The 17,423-nt window shown below is 71.6% G+C and carries 15 protein-coding genes; 12 read left to right on the forward strand and 3 right to left on the reverse strand.

Annotated features, from left to right (window positions below; translation table 11 throughout):
* Positions 1 to 122 precede the first annotated feature (122 nt).
* Together GKQ77_RS12590 and GKQ77_RS12595 are read left to right on the forward strand one after the other, a co-directional pair.
* Positions 123 to 1,172, forward strand: a complete 1,050-nt coding sequence (locus tag GKQ77_RS12590; protein WP_219688805.1) for a phosphotransferase family protein — start codon at positions 123 to 125, stop codon at positions 1,170 to 1,172.
* The gene (locus GKQ77_RS12595; protein WP_219688806.1) at positions 1,172 to 2,125 is read left to right on the forward strand and encodes a GNAT family N-acetyltransferase; all 954 of its coding nucleotides are present in this window, start codon (positions 1,172 to 1,174) and stop codon (positions 2,123 to 2,125) included. Before GKQ77_RS12590 ends, GKQ77_RS12595 begins: the two co-directional genes overlap by 1 nt.
* 22 nt (positions 2,126 to 2,147) lie before the next feature.
* On the opposite strand, the gene GKQ77_RS12600 is transcribed toward GKQ77_RS12595, so the two are convergent.
* Complete coding sequence (locus tag GKQ77_RS12600; RefSeq protein ID WP_258021235.1) at positions 2,148 to 3,218, reverse strand: DMT family transporter; 1,071 nt, start codon at positions 3,216 to 3,218, stop codon at positions 2,148 to 2,150.
* 236 nt (positions 3,219 to 3,454) lie between these two features.
* Here GKQ77_RS12600 and GKQ77_RS12605 point away from each other — a divergent pair, with 236 nt between their 5' ends.
* From GKQ77_RS12605 to GKQ77_RS12630, 6 genes are all read left to right on the forward strand, one after another.
* Positions 3,455 to 4,180 carry an IucA/IucC family C-terminal-domain containing protein gene (locus GKQ77_RS12605; protein WP_308117640.1) on the forward strand — a complete coding sequence of 242 codons (726 nt, stop codon included), beginning with the start codon at positions 3,455 to 3,457 and terminating at the stop codon, positions 4,178 to 4,180.
* A gap of 47 nt (positions 4,181 to 4,227) precedes the next feature.
* Positions 4,228 to 5,394 (forward strand): glycogen synthase, encoded by a 1,167-nt coding sequence (gene glgA, locus GKQ77_RS12610; RefSeq protein WP_308117641.1) that lies wholly within the window; start codon positions 4,228 to 4,230, stop codon positions 5,392 to 5,394.
* Positions 5,395 to 5,449: 55 nt separating this feature from the next.
* Positions 5,450 to 6,667 (forward strand): glucose-1-phosphate adenylyltransferase, encoded by a 1,218-nt coding sequence (gene glgC / locus GKQ77_RS12615; protein ID WP_219688808.1) that lies wholly within the window; start codon positions 5,450 to 5,452, stop codon positions 6,665 to 6,667.
* Positions 6,668 to 6,801: 134 nt separating this feature from the next.
* On the forward strand, positions 6,802 to 8,280 hold the full coding sequence (locus GKQ77_RS12620; protein ID WP_219688809.1) for an SDR family NAD(P)-dependent oxidoreductase: 1,479 nt from the start codon (positions 6,802 to 6,804) through the stop codon (positions 8,278 to 8,280).
* Between the two features lie 233 nt (positions 8,281 to 8,513).
* Positions 8,514 to 8,687: a hypothetical protein gene (locus tag GKQ77_RS12625; protein WP_164551885.1), complete on the forward strand. Its 174-nt coding sequence runs from the start codon at positions 8,514 to 8,516 to the stop codon at positions 8,685 to 8,687.
* 489 nt (positions 8,688 to 9,176) lie between these two features.
* Entirely contained in the window at positions 9,177 to 10,103 is a 927-nt protein-coding gene (locus tag GKQ77_RS12630) for a nitroreductase/quinone reductase family protein (RefSeq protein ID WP_219688810.1), read from the forward strand.
* Here the strand turns inward: GKQ77_RS12630 and GKQ77_RS12635 are convergent.
* Both GKQ77_RS12635 and GKQ77_RS12640 read right to left on the reverse strand, forming a co-directional pair.
* Positions 10,016 to 11,209, reverse strand: coding sequence for a carboxylate-amine ligase (locus GKQ77_RS12635; protein ID WP_219688811.1), 1,194 nt, complete (start codon positions 11,207 to 11,209; stop codon positions 10,016 to 10,018). The genes GKQ77_RS12630 and GKQ77_RS12635 overlap by 88 nt on opposite strands.
* A gap of 143 nt (positions 11,210 to 11,352) precedes the next feature.
* Entirely contained in the window at positions 11,353 to 12,381 is a 1,029-nt protein-coding gene (locus tag GKQ77_RS12640) for a LacI family DNA-binding transcriptional regulator (RefSeq protein ID WP_125518193.1), read from the reverse strand.
* A 304-nt stretch (positions 12,382 to 12,685) separates the two neighbouring features.
* Here GKQ77_RS12640 and GKQ77_RS12645 point away from each other — a divergent pair, with 304 nt between their 5' ends.
* The 4 genes from GKQ77_RS12645 (at position 12,686) to GKQ77_RS12660 (ending at position 17,231) form a co-directional block, all read left to right on the forward strand.
* Positions 12,686 to 13,984 carry an extracellular solute-binding protein gene (locus tag GKQ77_RS12645; protein ID WP_219688812.1) on the forward strand — a complete coding sequence of 433 codons (1,299 nt, stop codon included), beginning with the start codon at positions 12,686 to 12,688 and terminating at the stop codon, positions 13,982 to 13,984.
* Between the two features lie 41 nt (positions 13,985 to 14,025).
* Positions 14,026 to 14,985, forward strand: coding sequence for a carbohydrate ABC transporter permease (locus GKQ77_RS12650; protein WP_219688813.1), 960 nt, complete (start codon positions 14,026 to 14,028; stop codon positions 14,983 to 14,985).
* Positions 14,982 to 15,914 carry a carbohydrate ABC transporter permease gene (locus GKQ77_RS12655; RefSeq protein ID WP_372459864.1) on the forward strand — a complete coding sequence of 311 codons (933 nt, stop codon included), beginning with the start codon at positions 14,982 to 14,984 and terminating at the stop codon, positions 15,912 to 15,914. Before GKQ77_RS12650 ends, GKQ77_RS12655 begins: the two co-directional genes overlap by 4 nt.
* A gap of 66 nt (positions 15,915 to 15,980) precedes the next feature.
* Positions 15,981 to 17,231, forward strand: coding sequence for a glycoside hydrolase 5 family protein (locus tag GKQ77_RS12660; RefSeq protein WP_219688814.1), 1,251 nt, complete (start codon positions 15,981 to 15,983; stop codon positions 17,229 to 17,231).
* Positions 17,232 to 17,423 lie beyond the last annotated feature (192 nt).

The raw sequence follows: 17,423 nt of genomic DNA on the forward strand, positions 1-17,423 counted from the left end.
CACCCCCTCCTCATCGACCGCTACGCCCGCTTCCCCGACCACCCCGGCCCCCGGATCACCTCGCTCGAGAGCCTGGCGGACCTCGTGGCCCACCTCCCGCTCGCCCTCCCGAAGGACGCACGATGACGCCCCCGACGCCCCACGACACGGCAGCCGACACGACGGTCGGCACGGAAGTCGGCACGGACGTCGGCACGGCAGTCGACACCGAAGCCGTGGCCCGCTCCGTCGCAGCCGAGCACGGGCTGGTACTTCGCGGACCGGCAGGCGAGGGAGTGGACTTCGTGGTCCACCGCGTCGGCCGCCCCGGGCTCGGCGACGCGGTCCTGCGCATCCCACGCCACCGGCAGTACCTCTCCCCGTACGGCGATGTCGGCAGCGCAGCCCTGGTCCGCCAGGAGCACGCGATAGCCGCCCACCTCGGCCCATTGGGGCTGCCGGTGGCGACGCCGCTGCGGCAGATCGAGCGCCCGGACGGACTCCTCGTCTCCCTCGCCGCCCACGTCGAACACGACGATGTCCCCCTCGACGGCCGTGACGTGGGCCGCTTCCTCGCGGCGCTGCATGCCGCGACGCCCCCGAGGACACCGCTCGCGTACCAGGCACCGGGGGATTTCACCGGCTTCTTCGTCAAGCGGCTGGGAGACCGGCACGCCAACCTGCGGCGCGCGGCCCCGTCCTTGCCGCCGCTGCCCGCACCCCTGCGCGTCACCGCGGCACTGGAGGCCGTGCGCACCCCGCACCGGCTGCTGCATCTCGATGTCCGTCGGCAGAACCTGCTCAGCCGCGGGGGCCGGCTCCAGGCGGTCGTCGACTGGTCCAACGCCCTCATCGGGCCGCCGCTCATGGAACTCGCCAGAGTCGCCGAGTACGCCCTGCTGCCCGACAACGGGATCGACGCGAGCGAGGTGCTCGCCGGCTACGCGGAGTCGACCGCCGTACCCGACCTGGAATCCCCGGCGGCCCTGCTGTACCGCCTGGACACCGCCATCATGCTCGCGCTGGTCTTCCACAGCGTGGCCCCGGACGCCGAGCGCGCCAAGATCCTCACTGGACGGGCGGAGCACCTTCTCGGGCTCCTGCACACCGCCGGGAACCCGGCGCGGCCAGTACGCCCCGTGACCGTGGCAGGACCCAGTACGACCCACGACCGAGGAGAGCGGCAGCACTGATGGACATCGTCGACCGCTACGGACTGACCGTCGCCGAACTCAGCACAGAGGAGGCACTTGACGTGGCCGGGCCCTGGCGCGGGCCCGCCGTCGACCTGCTGCGGGTGGTCGATCCGCACCCCCACGACCGGGCCGCCCTCACGGCCGCCGGATTCGCCGTGAAGCCGAGCTGGGTCAACTGGGTCGCTCCGCTACGGGACTCCGAAGCCGCGTTCCTCGGCGCTCTCGGCGCCAACGAGCGGCGCAAGGTGCGCCGGGGCCTGGACCTCGCCGCCTCGGCCGGGCTGAGCGTGCGGGTGCGGCCGGAGCTGGAGGAGGCCCCGCTCGAGGAGTTCCTCGGTGTGTACGAGGCGCAGGTCGCCGGCATGCGCAACGGCCTGAACCTGGCCCGCGCCGAGCAGCGGACGCTCCTGGAGCGCTCCGGCTCCCACATCGGCGTCTACGCGTACGAGGGGGGCCGCATGGTGGGCGGGTGCGTCTGCTGGGTGCGGGAGAAGGACTCACTCCTGCAACTGCGCTACGTGGCCACCGCCGCGGTCGACCAGCGCGGCGCCCTGACCCGCGCCCTCTACATGGCGGCGTTCCAAGCAGGCCGGGAGCTGGGCTGCACCCGCATGTCCCTGGGGAACGACACCTCTCTGTACGGCCACGTCACTTCCCCCGGCCTGTACGAGTTCAAGAAGCGGCTCGGCTTCACACCGCTGCCCTCGGGGACCGTCGACCCCGGGGCGGGCGGCGACGAGGCGGACCGCTTCGTGTCGCTGCGCGCGCTGACCGACCCCTCGCTGCTGCTCGCCTACGACGCGGGGTCCGGCACGGACGGCTCCAGGGGCTCCACGAGCCTTGGGCTGCGTGTCCTCGCCTCACGGGAGGACGTGGACGTGGCGCCGTACCGCGCGGACTTCCTCAGCGGGGTCACGGTGACCGTGATCCCGGAAGCGTCCCCGTACTAGGACCCCGTACGGAGACCCCGTACTAGGACCCGATGCGCTCGCGGCGCCTGGAGTGCCGGTGTGGGGTCCCGCAGTGCGCCCGGGCGGCCACCGCCGGCTGGGGCGGCACGGCGGGCAGCGTCTCCAGGGCGCGGCCCGGCCCGGGCGCGACGGGCTCCGGGCGGACGGGCAGCGCTTCCTGGGCCGTGACGTCCTGGGATGTGAGGTCCTGGGATGTGAGGTCCTGCGCCTCGGGGCGAGGCTCGGGCGCCGTCGACGTCTCCCGCGCGATCCGCTCGCTGGTGAGCAGGATCAGGCCACCGGCCGCGACGACCGCGCAGCCCAGCGCCAGGAGGGTGCCCGTCATGCCGTAGCGGAAGGTTTCTCCGAAGAGGGTCAGGCCGACCGCCGCCGCGACCACGGGGTTCACGACGGTCACCGTCGACAGCGGCGCCGCCAGGCCCGCGCCCCGGTACGAGGCCTGCGAGAGCAGTACCCCGGCCGCCGCGAGCACGGCGATCACACCGAGACTCGGCAGCTGCTGGACGAGCGCCACGTCCCGGTCCCAGTCGACCGCCACCGTCTTGGTGAAGACCGAGGCGATGCCGAACGCCGCACCGGCCGCGCAGGCGAGCAGCACACTGCGCACCACGGGATGCCGGTGCACCGCGTGCGCCGCCACCATCAGGGCGAGGATCCCGCCGCCCGTGACCAGTGCCAGCATGACCCGCTCCGCGCTGGCCAGGGACTGCGCACCGGACGCCGAGGTGAGGGAGAGGAGCCCGGCGAGCCCCACCGTCGCCATGATCGCCCCGCGCCACGCGGTGGCCCCGGCCCGGCGGCGCACGAACACGGCCGCCATCGGCAGCGCGAAGACGATCGTCAGGGCGCCCAGCGGCTGGACCAGGCTGAGGGGGCCGTAGGCGAGCGCCACCACGTGCAGGAGCGCGCCGAGGCCGTTCAGGGCGATCGCCGTCCACCAGGTGCCGCGCCGCAGCGGCGCGTACCGCTGGTCCGGCGTGGTCGCCGCCACGCGCTCCTGAAGGATCGCCCCGCCGGCGTACGCCACCGCGGAGACGAGGGAGAGCAGCACGGACAGCGCGAGGGCACTCATGAGGTGCTCCGCGGCGTGCGGTGCGTCCGGTGGTCCCGGCGAGACGAACGGTCGGCTTCCATGGTTACCACGATGCCGCGAGAATCGTCCCGCGTCGTCGTACCTGAGCAGTCAATCGGTCCTACTGCCGATGGAGTACGGCTCTCGCCGTGTCCTCCCCAAGGCGGGGTACCCCCTAGGGGCAGAGGATGACCCCCGGAGCGCACCGGCGGCGCGTGCCTTGCTGTACTGCTCTCGTGACCACCCGTATCGACCTGGCAGAACTCCAATCCGTCGGCGGCTTCTTCGCCCTGCGCGCGGGGCCCGCGCCCGCCGCAGTCCCCTTCACACAGGTGTACGCGCCACCGACCCTGGCGGACCCCCTCACCTTCCGCGTCACGAAGGTCGCGGGGCGACTCGGCGCACCCGAGGACCGTATCGCCGTGTCCGTGGCCCAACTGGGGCTCGCCGCCCGGCTCTGGTCCGTGGCGCTCGGCTCCGCCGCGCTGTACGGCGCGGTGCCCGACCTCGACCCGGCCCTGCTGCGCTGGGACGCCGACGGCACCTCGCCCGACGACCTGTGGATCGGTGACGTACGGGCGCTGCCCGCCGACGCCGAGACCGTACGGGACGTCGTGCAGCACGGCCATCTCGCGCCGCTCGCCGACGCGTTGCGCGCCCGGTACCGGATCTCAGCCGGGCTGCTGTGGGGCAACGCGGGCTCCGCGCTCGCGGGCGCCGTACGCGAACTGCACGGCTGGGCGGCGCGGGAAGGGCGCGAGGACGTGGGGGAGCGGGCCCTTGACCTGGGCGCGGCGCTCTTCGACCACCCCGACCTGCGCGGCACCGGCACCCTGACCGGCACTGTCTTCCGGCGCCGCAGCTGCTGCCTCTACTACCGGTGCCCCGACGGCGGCGTATGCGGCGACTGCTGCTTCGAACGGCCGCCGCAGCGGTCTTCCCCCGGAGCGTCTCCTGGGTGACCATGAGGGGGCGCGGCCGACCTCAGGCGGACGACGGAGGGTTCCCCGTGAAAGTGGGACTGCTCACCCGGGAGTACCCGCCCGATGTGTACGGCGGCGCGGGCGTCCATGTCGAGTTTCTGGCAAGGGAGTTACGCTCCCTCGTCGACCTCGACGTGCACTGCTGGGGCGACGGCGTCACCGACGGGCTGATGCGCCATCAGGCCTGGCCCGCGCTGGACGGCGCCAATGACGCGCTGCGCACCTTCTCCGTGGACCTGGCGATGGCCGCCGCGCTCGCCGGGCGCGAGCTGGTCCACTCCCACACCTGGTACGCGAGCCTCGCGGGGCACGTCGGCAAGCTCCTGCACGGCATCCCGCACGTGATGACCTCGCACTCCCTGGAGCCCCTGCGCCCCTGGAAGGCCGAACAACTGGGCGGCGGCTACGCCCTGTCGAGCTGGGCGGAGCGCACCGCCGCCGAGTCCGCCGACGCGGTGATCGCGGTCTCCGGCGCCATGCGCGAGGACATCCTCGCCTGCTACCCCGCCGTCGACCCGGCGAAGGTCCACGTCGTGCACAACGGCATCGACACCGCGCTTTACCGCCCCGACCCCGGCACGGACGCCCTGGAGCGGCTCGGCATCGACCCCGGGCGCCCCTACGTCCTGTTCGTCGGCCGCATCACCCGCCAGAAGGGCGTCCCCCATCTGCTGCGCGCCGCCCGCGAGTTGCACGCCGAAGCCCAGCTCGTGCTCTGCGCCGGTGCCCCCGACACCCCGGCGATCGACGCCGAGTTCCGCGTGCTCTTCGAGGAGCTGAGCCGGGGGCGGGCGGGCGTCCACTGGATCCCCGACATGCTGCCGCGCCCCGAGGTCGTCCAACTCCTCACCCACGCCACGGTGTTCGTCTGCCCATCGGTGTACGAGCCGCTCGGCATCGTCAACCTGGAGGCGATGGCGTGCGGCACGGCAGTCGTCGCCTCGCGGGTCGGCGGCATTCCGGAGGTCGTCGAGGATCACGCGACCGGGCTGCTCGTCCCGTACGAGGAGAAGGACCCGGAAGGCTTCGAACGCGACCTCGCGCTACGCCTGAACGAGCTGGTCGCCGCCCCGGAGCGGGCCGCGGCGATGGGCGCGGCCGGGCGGCGGCGGGCGCTCGGCGAATTCGGCTGGGACGCGGTCGCCCGGCGCACGGTCGAGGTGTACGAGGAGATCCTGCACGCCGACAGATAGCCGACAGGCCATCAAGGCCGACAAGACCGGCAAGGCCGACAAGTAGGGGGCTGGGATGCGCGGTGGACCTTCGGTGCTCGGAATCGTGCTCGCCGGCGGGGAAGGCAAGCGGCTGATGCCGCTCACCGCCGACCGGGCCAAACCAGCGGTCACGTTCGGCGGCACGTACCGCCTCGTGGACTTCGTCCTCTCCAATCTCGTCAACGCCGACATCCTGCGCGTCTGCGTCCTGACGCAGTACAAGTCCCACTCCCTCGACCGGCATGTGACGACGACCTGGCGCATGTCGAGCCTGCTCGGCAACTACGTCACACCCGTGCCCGCACAGCAACGCCTCGGCCCCCGCTGGTACCTGGGCAGCGCCGACGCGATCCTCCAGTCGCTCAACCTCGTCCACGACGAACAGCCCGACTACATCGCGGTGTTCGGCGCCGACCACGTCTACCGCATGGACCCCCGGCAGATGCTCCAGCAGCACATCGACAACGGCGCCGCCGTGACCGTAGCCGGGATCAGGGTGCCGCGCGCCGAGGCGTCCTCCTTCGGCGTCATCACGCCCGCGCGCGACGGGACGCGCGTCGAGAGCTTCCTGGAGAAGCCGTCGGACCCGCCGGGCCTCGCGGACGCCCCGAACCAGGTCTTCGCCTCGATGGGGAACTACCTGTTCACCACCAAGACCCTCGTCGACACCCTCCAGCAGGACGCCGAGGACGAGGAGTCCGCGCACGACATGGGCGGCTCGATCCTGCCGATGCTCACCGAGCGCGGCCTTGCCCAGGTGTACGACTTCGACGGCAACCACGTGCCGGGCGAGACCCCGCACGACCACGGCTACTGGCGTGATGTCGGCACCCTGGACTCGTACTACGACGCCCACATGGATCTGATCTCCGACCACCCCGCCTTCAACCTGGACAACCGGCGCTGGCCGATCTACACGCACTCCAGCGGCCTGCCTCCCGCGAAGTTCTGCGCGGGCGGCATGGCGGGCGAGTCGATCGTCAGCCCCGGCTGCGTCATCCGCGGCCAGGTCACCCGCTCCGTCCTGTCACCCGGGGTGACCATCGAGGAGGGCGCGGTCGTCCAGGGCTCGGTACTGCACGACAACGTACGCGTGGGGCGGGGCGCGGTCGTGCGCGGCGCGGTCCTGGACAAGAACGTCGACGTACCGCCCGGCGCGACCATCGGCGTCAATCCGGAGCGGGACGAGGAGCTGTATACGGTCTCCAAGGCCGGGGTGATCGCCCTGGGGAAGGGGCAGCGGGTCGAGTGAGCGCGCCCTCGCTGCGGTGTGTGCTCGGTCACGGGTTTGGTAACGGGGGCCAGAGCTACGTAAAGTTCCGCTTTTGGGAGCTTCCGCGGACGACCAGGCAGGCCGCGGCACGGAATGACACGAGGACAGCGGCGATGACGGTGACAGACGAAAGCCACGAGGGGACCGTCGCGTACGGCCCCGGCATCGACCCGGACCGCCTCGCCGTCTGCCTCAGCGTCCTCGACGAGCTGGACAAGCTGGACGTGGACCACCCCGACGCGATCGCGGTCCGCCGCGCCACCGCCGGGATCTACCGCACGGTGAAGCAGCGCCGCCGCCAGGAGCGCCGCGCCGCCAAGACCGCCCACGACCGCGCGGTCACCGAGGCCACCGCCACCGGCTCCGCCGACCGCATCGACGACGAGACGGCGGGCGTACTGCCCTCCTCCTCGGTGAAGGGCGAGATCGCGGGGATACTCCAGCGCCCCCGCTCCTGCTACACCTGCAAGACGCGGTATGTCGAGGTCGACGCCTTCTACCACCAGCTCTGCCCGGCCTGCGCCGCCGAGAACCGCGCACGCCGCGACGCCCGCACCGACCTCTCCGGCAAGCGCGCGCTGCTCACCGGCGGCCGTGCCAAGATCGGCATGTACATCGCGCTGCGGCTGCTGCGTGACGGTGCGCACACCACCATCACCACGCGCTTCCCGAGCGACGCGATCCGCCGCTTCAAGGCGATGCCCGACAGCGACGAGTGGATCCACCGGCTGAAGATCGTCGGCATCGACCTGCGCGACCCGGCCCAGGTCGTCGCGCTCGCCGAGTCGGTCGCCGCCGAGGGCCCCCTCGACGTACTGATCAACAACGCCGCGCAGACCGTACGCCGTTCCCCGCAGGCCTACAGCGAGCTGGTCGCCGCCGAGTCCGCCCCGCTGCCCGCCGGTGAGCTGCCCGCCTCCGAGGTGATCGGCACCTTCGGCTCCGGCGCCGTGGCCGCGCTGCCGGTCCCCGGCAGTGGTGCGCTGACCGCCGACGACGTCACCGGGCTCGCCCTGGTCACGGGCTCCGCGTCCCTGGAGCGCATCGCGGCCGGTACGGCGATCGACGCGGGCGGCCTGGTGCCGGACCTGCACGACACCAACAGCTGGATCCAGACGGTCGACGAGGTCGGCCCGATCGAGCTGCTCGAAGTCCAGCTGTGCAACTCGACGGCGCCGTTCATCCTCATCAGCCACCTGCGCCCCGCGATGGCGGCCGCCGCGGCGGCACGCGACGAGGGCCGCGCCTACGTCGTCAACGTCTCCGCCATGGAGGGCGTATTCGGCCGCGGCTACAAGGGCGCCGGACACCCGCACACCAACATGGCCAAGGCCGCCCTGAACATGCTGACGCGCACCAGCGCGCAGGAGATGTTCGAGAAGGACCGCATCCTGATGACCGCGGTCGACACGGGCTGGATCACCGACGAGCGCCCGCACCCCGACAAGATGCGCCTGGCCGAGGAGGGCTTCCACGCCCCGCTCGACCTGATCGACGGCGCCGCCCGCGTCTATGACCCGATCGTGCGCGGCCAGGCCGGCGAGGACCTGTTCGGCGTCTTCCTGAAGGACTACGCGCCCGGCAAGTGGTAGCCCGCTCCTGACCGGATCCGCTGTCCGGATTCCGCCCCGTCCTGGTTTTCCATCGAGCGCGGCCGCGCTCATTTGGTTACTCTAGGGCGAACGGGTGGCCACGAGAGATCCACGAACGTCTCTCGGCCGCCCCGGGGACAGGCCGGCACCACGGCCGCGGTCCCGCCAGATACCGGCGCCACCGCGACCGAACTGCCCTTGGCCTTCCTTTACGCGACACAAAGGAGTGCGCGGTGACACCAGAACTGACGAAGCACGAGAAGCGACCGGCGGAACGCGGCGGCGAGCGGGCCGGGAGGCCCCACAAGCTCCGCAATCTGGAGGCGTGGGCCAAGGCGGCCCCCATCCGGCTTGCCGGCTACGAGGATGACCTCGCCGAGCCGCACATCCTCCCCGGTATCGACTGATCGTTACCGCTCCGGTCGTCTGCTTCGCCCTGTGCCCCCCGTCTCGCGGCGGGGGGCACGGGCGTGTCGGGGGCGGCCCGCTCCCGGTGGCGTGACGGAGCACGAGGGGCGGGCCGGTGTTCCCCGTGGCCCGGACGACCGTCCCCTCCACGGCCGTCCGCCCCCGTCGCCATCTCACGCCAGTACCCCGCAGGCGCCGGGTGATTCACTTCTCGCTCCCAAACACCGTTGACAGGCGGGGAGCCGGGTGACTGTAATGGTGCTCGTGCCGCGTGGCGCCGACCAAAGAGAAGTGGGCAGGTCGGCGACCGGGCGAGCACCTTCACCGAAGGACAACGCCGATGAACACATCGTGAGTTGACTCCCGAGGCATTTGCCTGAGCCGCGCGCCTTCGCGCGCTCCCGTCACGCCTTCGTCGCGTGACGCTCCCTCACCTTCACCGCGCCCGACGCGGTTCCGCGCACCCTGTACGGAGATCTGACACCGTCATGCCCACACCCTTCAACCAGTCCGTCATCGAGGAGTTCCGCGCCCACGGCGGCAAGGTCGGCGGCCCCTTCGAAGGCAGCGAACTCCTCCTGCTCACCACCACCGGCGCCAAGTCCGGCAAGGAGCACACCACCCCGCTCGGCTTCGTCCGCGACGGCGGACTCCTCCTGCTCGTCGGGTCGAACCTGGGCGCACCGCGCCACCCCGACTGGTACCACAACGTCCTCGCCCACCCCGCGGTGACCGTGGAACTCGGCACCGACACCTTCGAGGCGATCGCCGTTCCCGCCGAGGGCGAGCGCCGCGACCGGCTCTTCGCGCGCGTGGTGGCCGCCGAGCCGGGCTACGGCGACTACCAGGCGCACACCAGCCGCACCCTGCCCGTCGTCGTCCTTGAACGGCCCGCACACGAGGCGGACATCCCCCAGGAGGCGGCCAGCCTCGCGGACAAGATGGTCCAGGTCCACCTCTGGCTGCGCGGCCAGTTGAAGCACGTACGCGAGGAGACCGAGGCGTACTTCGCGGCGCTCGCCGCGCACCAGGGGCCGGGGGTGCCGCCGGCGCCCGGGCTCGGGCTGCGGATCCGCCAGCACTGCCTGGCCTTCTGCGACGCCCTGGCCTTCCACCACACCAGCGAGGACACGCACCTCTTCCCGGCGTTGGCGGGCCACCACCCCGAACTGCGCGCCACCTTCGACCGCCTGACGGAGGAACACCGGGAAGTCGCCCGCATCCAGGGCGAGCTCGCCGCGCTCCTCGCGGACGTCGGGGACGCGGACCCGGAGCGGTTCCGTACGGAACTGGCCCGGATGTCCGCCGAGTTGACCGATCACCTCGACTACGAGGAGGAGTCGCTCCTGCCGCTCCTGTCCGAAATCCCCTGGCCGCCGGGGCCGCCGACCGGCGAGGGAACCCCCCGCCACTGACCCGGGCTCACGGCCGTGCGGTCGGCCAGGTCGTCGACGACGTCGGCCAGACTGCCCGCACGGGCGTGGACGGCGCGCTGGCGTTCGGCGCCGCCGCCGTGCGCGCACAGGCGCCGCAGGACCGCCGTCACCTGGGGGAGTTCACCGTGCTCCACCAGCGTGGGCCGGGCGTGCGCGAGGAGCTGCCGGACCTGGTGCGAGGTCGGCACCAGGCGGTGGGTCCGCGGATCGAGGCTGTGGCCGGTCAGACCGTCGCGGGCGCACCGCCAGTACGCGGCGCGCAGCAGCGCCTCGTCCATGGCGGGCCCGGGGTCGCCGTGGCGCACCCGCTCCAGGGCCCGCACGACCAGCGCACGCACCAGGACGGCGAAGACCGACGCCTCCTCGACGGACGTGGCGACGTCCATCGCCCTGATCTCCAGGGTGGGCAGGTGCGCGCAGGGGCGCACGTCCCAGTACAGCGAGCGTTCACCGAGGGTGGCGCCCGTCTCGCGCAGCGCGGAGGCGAGCGTGTCGTAGTGCGCGGCGGAGGAGAAGTACGGCGGGGGGCCCGCCACGGGCCAGCGCGTGCCTCCCAGGGTCCTCCAGCTGCAGTAGCCGCTGTCCCGCTCCTCCCAGAAGGGCGAGTTCGCCGCCATCGCCACCAGGACGGGCAGCCACGGCCGCAGGTGGTTGCTGACCAGGACGGCATGGTCCCGGTCAGGCACCTGGACGTGCACGTGGAGCCCACAGAAGGCGAACGTGTCGTACAGCGACCGGAACGTGGCGAGCTGGGCGCGGTAGTGGGCGTCCTTGTTGAGCGGGACCGGTGCCCGCATGCCGAGGAGCGGGGTGCCGCAGGCCAGAGGGCGCGCGCCTTCGTCGGCCGCGGCGGCGACCACGGCGGAGCGCACCCGCCGCAGCTCCTGACGCAGCTCGCCCAGGGTGGCGCAGGGTGGTGTCTTGCCCTCCACCTGGTACCGGGACGCCTCGCCCGTCACCAGGTCCCCGAGCACCGGCTCGGCGCGGGCCAGGACCCGCGGCGCCGCCGCGACGACCGTGCGCTGGGCGGTGTCGACGAGGAAGTACTCCTCCTCGACGCCGACGGTGGGGAAATGATCCGCCATGTGCCGTGTCCTTCCGCAGACGCGAGACGCATGCCCGTCCACTGTCCTCGCCCGGCGGGCCGACGGCGACCCCGGCGCACCCGCGCGCATGGCATGCACCCGGCATACGGCCGCCCCCAGGGTCTGTCCGGCGGGTCAGGGCCCTAGGGCTGTTCCCGGCCTCCCCGCACCGGCCCCGTGCTCTCCCGCTCGATGAGCCTCGGCAGCGGCACCTGCACGGTCGCCGCGGGGCCGTCGTCCAGGAGGGCGAGCAGTTCGCGGGCCGCGGTGCGCCCGAACGCCACGGTGTCCCGGGACAGGGCCGTCAGCCATGGGTGCACCATGCGGCAGAGCGCGGAGTCCTCCCAGGCCACGACCGACACGTCGGCCGGGACCGCGAAGCCCAGGGAGGACGCGGCGGCGACCCCGGCCACGGCCATCACGTCGTTGTCGTACACCAGGGCGGTCGGCGGCTCGGCCGCCTCCAGGACGCGCCGGGTGACGGCGGCGCCCTCCGCGTCGGAGTAGTCGGTCGGCACCGAACGCACCCCGGACAGGCCCCGGCTCGCCGCCTCCGCGCGCAGGGTGCGCATCCGGCGCTCGGTGTGCGCGAGCCCTTCTAGGCCCGCGATGTGCACGATGCGGCGGTGCCCGAGCGCGTACAGGTGGCCCACGACCGACGCCATCGCCCCCGCGTCGTCCACCCACACCGTGGAGAGGCCAGGGGGGCCCGCGTCCGGGTCGGGCACGCCGCCCGTCACCACGGCGGGCAGCCCCAGCTCGTCGAGGAGCGCGGGGCGGGGGTCGTCCGTGCGCGGATCCACCACCAGGACGCCGTCCACCCGGTGCTCGGCCCACCAGCGCCGGTAGACCGCGCACTCGGCGGCCACGTCCTCCACCACCTGGAACAGAAGCCCCAAGTGCCGCTCGGCCAGCACCTCCTGGACGCCGGAGATGAGTTGCAGGAAGAACGAGTCGACGCCCAGCGTCGCCGCGGGCCGCGCCACGACGAGGCCCACCGTCGCCGAGCCCTCGCCGGACAGGGCGCGCGCCGCGGTGCTCGGCCGCCAGCCCAGCTGTTCGGCGACCCTGCGCACCCGGTCGCGGGTGATGTCGGAGACGCCGGGCCGGTCGTTGAGCGCGAAGGAGACGGCGCTCTCGGAGACCCCGGCACGGCGCGCGATGTCCTTCATGGTCGGCCGGCGCGTCGGTGACCGCTTGCCCTGCACCCGTTGCCCCTTTCCTGGCGCCCGCGCACTAATGCGCTTGAGCGACCAGACTCTAAAGCGCATTAGTCATTCGCTGCAAGACTTTCAACAAACCCGTCTGACCTGGGGAGTTGGCGAGAAGTTGAACGGATCTTCGACAATGGACCCCCGAATCCATTGACTTTGCGCCGCAGTTGGATGCAGGGTCGGCCTCGGCGTGGATCGCGCGGCTCGGACGGCTGCGGCCACCGCCGTCTCACGCTGGGCCGAGCAAAGGAGCCGTTTCACCGTGCGTATCTCCCCTACCTCCCGCAGAGCGGTCGCCGCAGGCGCCGTCCTCGCTGTCCTGCTGCCGCTGAGCGCCTGTGGCGACGGAGACGACGACGGCGGCTCCACGGACGCGTCGGGCAAGATCGAAGGCAAGATCACCTTCCAGACCTGGAATCTGAAGGCCAACTTCAAGCCGTACTTCGAAGGCCTTGTCGCCGAGTTCGAGGACAAGTACCCCGGCACCGACGTCAAGTGGGTCGACCAGCCCGGCGAGGGCTACGCCGACAAGATCAGCGCCGACGCCGCCGCGGGCACCCTGCCCGACGTCGTGAACGTCTCGCCCGACCTGGTCGTCCCGCTCGCCAAGGCCGGCCTCGCGCTCGACCTCGGCAAGGCCGCGGGCAAGTACGAGAAGGAGTACCTGCCCGGGGCCTGGAAGAGCCACCAGATACCGGGCACGGAAGGGACGTACGCCTTCCCCTGGTACCTGAACACCGGGCCGCTCTTCTACAACAAGCGCCTCTTCAAGGAGGCGGGCCTCGACGAGAACAAGCCGCCGAAGACGTACGACCAGCTCTTCGGCCAGGCGCTCCAGTTGGCGAAGAAGAGCGACGGCAAGGTGGCCACGCTCGCCAACGTCCCCACCATCGAGGACTTCGGACGCTACGGCGTACCGCTGATGAACAAGGAAGGCACCGGCTTCACCTTCAACGACGCCAAGGGTGTCGAACTGCTCACCGAGTACAAGAAGTTGTACGACGCCAAGGCGCTCGACGGCCAGGCGCTGACCGCGACCCCGGAGTCGACCGGCAAGAAGTTCCTCACCGAGGCCGTCGCCATGAACCCGGGCAGCGCGCTCGACCTGGAGAAGTTCAAGAAGGAGGCGCCGAAGCTCTACAAGAACATCGGCATCACCCCGCAGATCAGCAACACCGGCAAGGACAACATGTACGTGATGGGCGTGATGGTCAACGCCCGCACCAAGCAGACGCCCGCCGCCGTCGCCTTCGCGCACTTCGTCACCGACGCCGAGCACCAGATGGAGTTCGCCAAGAAGGTCGCGATCTTCCCCAGCACGCGGGGCTCCCTCGACGACCCCTACTTCACGAAGCTGGACGGCAAGGAGGAGACGCGGGTGCGGGTCGCCGCCGCCAAGTCCATCAAGACCGCGGTGAACTACACGCCCGTCCTGTTCAGCGAGCAGATGAAGGTCGAGCTGCGCAATGCGGTCGCCAAGGCGCTGCAGGGCAAGGAGAGCCCCGAGGAAGCGCTTGACAACGCTGTCAAGAACTGTGACCGGCTGCTGAAGCAGAGCTGAGCGCCGGCGCCGTGCCGAGCCATGACCAGGGAACGTCTGCCATGAAGACCAGCACCGCCCCCGCCGCCCCGGCCACGGGCCGCGCCGCCACCGCGGACGGCGGCCGGCCCGGCGGCCGGGGGACCACCAAGATCAGGCGGCAACTGCCTACGAGCCCCTGGCTCTTCGCCGCCCCCGGGCTCGCGATCGTCGCCGTCTTCATCCTCTATCCGTTCGTCAGCACCCTCAACAACTCCTTCACCGACAAAAGGACGTTGATCCCCGGCGAGTACGTGGGCCTCGCCAACTTCCGCGAGCTGCTGCACGACGACATGTTCTGGATCGGCCTGCGCAACAGCACGCTGTACGTCCTCGTGGTCGTCCCCGCGCTCGTCCTGCTGCCGCTGCTGCTCGCGATGCTCGTCCAGAAGCACATCCCCGGCATCACCTTCTTCCGCTCCGCCTTCTACACCCCGGTGGTCGCCTCGATCGTCGTCGTCGGTCTGATCTGGGTGTGGATGCTGGACGAACGGGGCCTGGTCAACGCCGTCCTCGAGGCGGTGGGCGTCGGCAAGGTCGGCTTCCTCAGCGACCAGTGGCTGCTGCTCTTCAGCGCCATGGCCGTCACGGTCTGGAAGGGCCTCGGCTACTACATGATCATTTACCTGGCGGCGCTCGCCAACGTGCCGCGCGAGCTGCACGAGGCCGCGGCGGTCGACGGCGCGGGGGCGGTGCGCCGCTTCTTCAGCGTCACCGTGCCCGCCGTGCGCTCCACCATGGTGCTCGTGGGCGCGCTCTCCTCGGTCGCCGCCTTCAAGGTGTTCTCCGAGGTGTATCTGATGGCGGGGCCCACCGGCGGCCCCGCGGGCGAGGACACCACGCTGGTGATGCTGGTGCAGCGCACGGGCACCGGCCTGACCGGCCGCGTCGGCTATGCCTCGGCCATCTCCGTCGTCGTCTTCGTCGTCACCGTCGCGCTCATGCTGCTCGTGCTGCGGGCGGACCGGAAGGAGGACGCGTGAGCACCACCGAGAAGGCCCCCGCGCCGGTCACCGGGCACGGCCCCGGCGGCAGCGGCGGGGCGCCGCGCGGGCCGCGCCGCCGGATCACCGACGAGAACGGCCGCAGGATGCCCGTATGGGAGATCGTCCTGCGCTACGGACTGCTGCTCGCCGTCCTGGCGCTGATGATCGGACCGTTCCTGTGGCAGCTGTCCACGTCCCTGAAGGGGCCGCACGAGGATCTTTTCAGCTCCCCGCCCAAGTTCCTGCCCTCCGACCCGACGTTCCACAACTACGAGCGGGTCGCCGACACCATCCCCGTCTGGGACTACGCCCTCAACTCCCTGAAGGTGGCCGCCGCCAACGTCGTCACCAACTGCGTGGGCGCCGCACTCGCGGGCTACGCCCTGGCGCGCCTGCGCTACCGGGGCCGCAGGGCGGCCACGCTCGTCTTCATCCTGGCCATGCTGGTGCCCGTGGAGGGCATCATCATCGCCCAGTTCACGACGATGCGTGAGCTGAACCTGAACAACACCCTCATCGGGGTGCTGCTGCCCGGCTGCGTCTCCGCGCTCAACGTCCTGCTGATGCGCAACGCCTTCCTCAACGTGCCCTACGAGATCGAGGAAGCCGCGTTCGTGGACGGCGCGAACGTCTGGCAGCGGTTCACCCGGATCGCCCTGCCCGCGGTCAAGGGCACCCTCGCCGTCGTCGCGATCTTCGCCTTCATGGGCGCCTGGGACGACTTCCTGTGGCCGCTCATCGTGCTCAGCGACCCGGAGCGGTTCACCCTCACCATCGGCCTGAACTATCTGCACGGCACCTTCGCCAACGACGAACGCCTCGTCGCCGCGGGCACGGTCATCGCCGTGCTCCCGCTGATCGTCCTCTTCGCCTGCCTCCAGCGGTACTTCTTCCGCGGTGTCGGCGAGGGCGCGGTCAAGGGCTGACTGACCGGTGCCACCTCGAACTCTCAAGGACCAGGACCCGCATTGCCTTCCGCATCCCCTTCCGCATTGTCATCCGCGTCGCCTACGGGCACGCCGCGCTTCGGTGCCAACTACACGCCGAGCCGAGGGTGGTTCCACCACTGGCTCGACTTCGACCTCGACGCCGTACGCGGCGACCTCGACGCCATCGCCGCGCTCGGCCTCGACCATGTGCGGGTCTTCCCGGTCTGGCCGTACTTCCAGCCGAACCGCACCCTGATCCGGCCGCGCGCGGTCGAGCAGCTGGTCCAGCTCGCCGACGCCGCCGCCGAGCGCGGCCTCGACGTCAACATCGACGGCCTCCAGGGCCATCTGTCCAGCTTCGACTTCCTGCCCGCCTGGACGCAGACCTGGCACCGGCGGAACATCTTCACCGACCCGGACGTGGTGGCCGGGCAGGCCGAATACCTGCGTACGCTCGCCGCCGCGCTCGCCGACCGGCCCAACTTCATCGGCATGACCATCGGCAACGAGATCAACCAGTTCTCGGCGGGGCCACATCCCGACCCCGACCGCATCACCCCGGAGCAGGCCGACACCTGGCTCCGTACAGTCCTCGCCGCCTGCGAGGAAGGCGCCCCGGGCAGACTGCATCTGCACGCCGAGTACGACGCCGCCTGGTACCAGGACGACCAGCCCTTCACCCCGGCGCAGGCCGCCCGGCTCGGCGGCGCGACCGCCGTGCACTCCTGGGTCTTCAACGGCACCGCCCAGCGCCACGGGCGTACCGGAACCGCCACCCGTACCCATGCCGCGTACTTGATCGAGCTGTCCAAGGCCTGGGCGCTCGACCCGCGCCGCCCCGTCTGGCTCCAGGAGGTCGGCGCGCCCGCGCCGCTGATACCCGCCGAGCACGCGGCCGCGTTCACCGAGGAGACCATCGAGGCGGCGCTGGACTGCCAGGACGTGTGGGGCGTGACGTGGTGGTGCTCCCACGACGTCTCGCGGGGCCTCGCGGACTTTCCCGAACTGGAATACAGCCTGGGGCTGCTCACCAACGACGGGCGGGTCAAGCCGGCGGGGGCGGCCGTCGCGCGTATCGCCAAGGAGCGGCGTGGCCGTACGTATGCGCCGGCGGTCCGGACCACGGCGGTGGTCGTGGACGAGAGGGCGGGGCGCTCGGCTTGTGCGCCGGGGGGAGCGGTGTTCGAGGCGTTCGCGCGGCTCGTCGCGGAGGGGGTGCGGCCCTCGGCCGTCCTTTCGGGACGGGTCGGGGATGCGGGGCATCTCGCTGCGCGGGGCATCAGCGAAGTCGTGCGCCCGGAGGAGGTCGGCTAGATCCTTTCCGACACGGGGCTCCGCCCCGGACCCCGCTCCTCAAACGCCGGAGGGGCTGAATTGTCAGCCCGACAGGTGCTGAATCCGCAGCCCGGCGTGCGCTGAATTCTCAGCCCGACCTGTACCGAACGATTCTTCTGGGAGAACCCCCATGCATGACGACCGCACCCTCGTCGAAGCCCGCCTCAAGCG

The organism is Streptomyces anatolicus (genome assembly GCF_019400875.1).
Classification (GTDB): domain Bacteria; phylum Actinomycetota; class Actinomycetes; order Streptomycetales; family Streptomycetaceae; genus Streptomyces; species Streptomyces anatolicus.

Coding starts and splice junctions, on each gene's coding strand:
- GKQ77_RS12590 (WP_219688805.1), top strand. CDS start 123: ATGACGCCCCCGACGCCCCACGACACGGCAGCCGACACGACGGTCGGC.
- GKQ77_RS12640 (WP_125518193.1), bottom strand. CDS start 12,381: ATGAAGGACATCGCGCGCCGTGCCGGGGTCTCCGAGAGCGCCGTCTCC.
- GKQ77_RS12600 (WP_258021235.1), bottom strand. CDS start 3,218: ATGAGTGCCCTCGCGCTGTCCGTGCTGCTCTCCCTCGTCTCCGCGGTG.
- glgC (WP_219688808.1), top strand. CDS start 5,450: ATGCGCGGTGGACCTTCGGTGCTCGGAATCGTGCTCGCCGGCGGGGAA.
- GKQ77_RS12620 (WP_219688809.1), top strand. CDS start 6,802: ATGACGGTGACAGACGAAAGCCACGAGGGGACCGTCGCGTACGGCCCC.
- GKQ77_RS12650 (WP_219688813.1), top strand. CDS start 14,026: ATGAAGACCAGCACCGCCCCCGCCGCCCCGGCCACGGGCCGCGCCGCC.
- GKQ77_RS12630 (WP_219688810.1), top strand. CDS start 9,177: ATGCCCACACCCTTCAACCAGTCCGTCATCGAGGAGTTCCGCGCCCAC.
- GKQ77_RS12635 (WP_219688811.1), bottom strand. CDS start 11,209: ATGGCGGATCATTTCCCCACCGTCGGCGTCGAGGAGGAGTACTTCCTC.
- GKQ77_RS12595 (WP_219688806.1), top strand. CDS start 1,172: ATGGACATCGTCGACCGCTACGGACTGACCGTCGCCGAACTCAGCACA.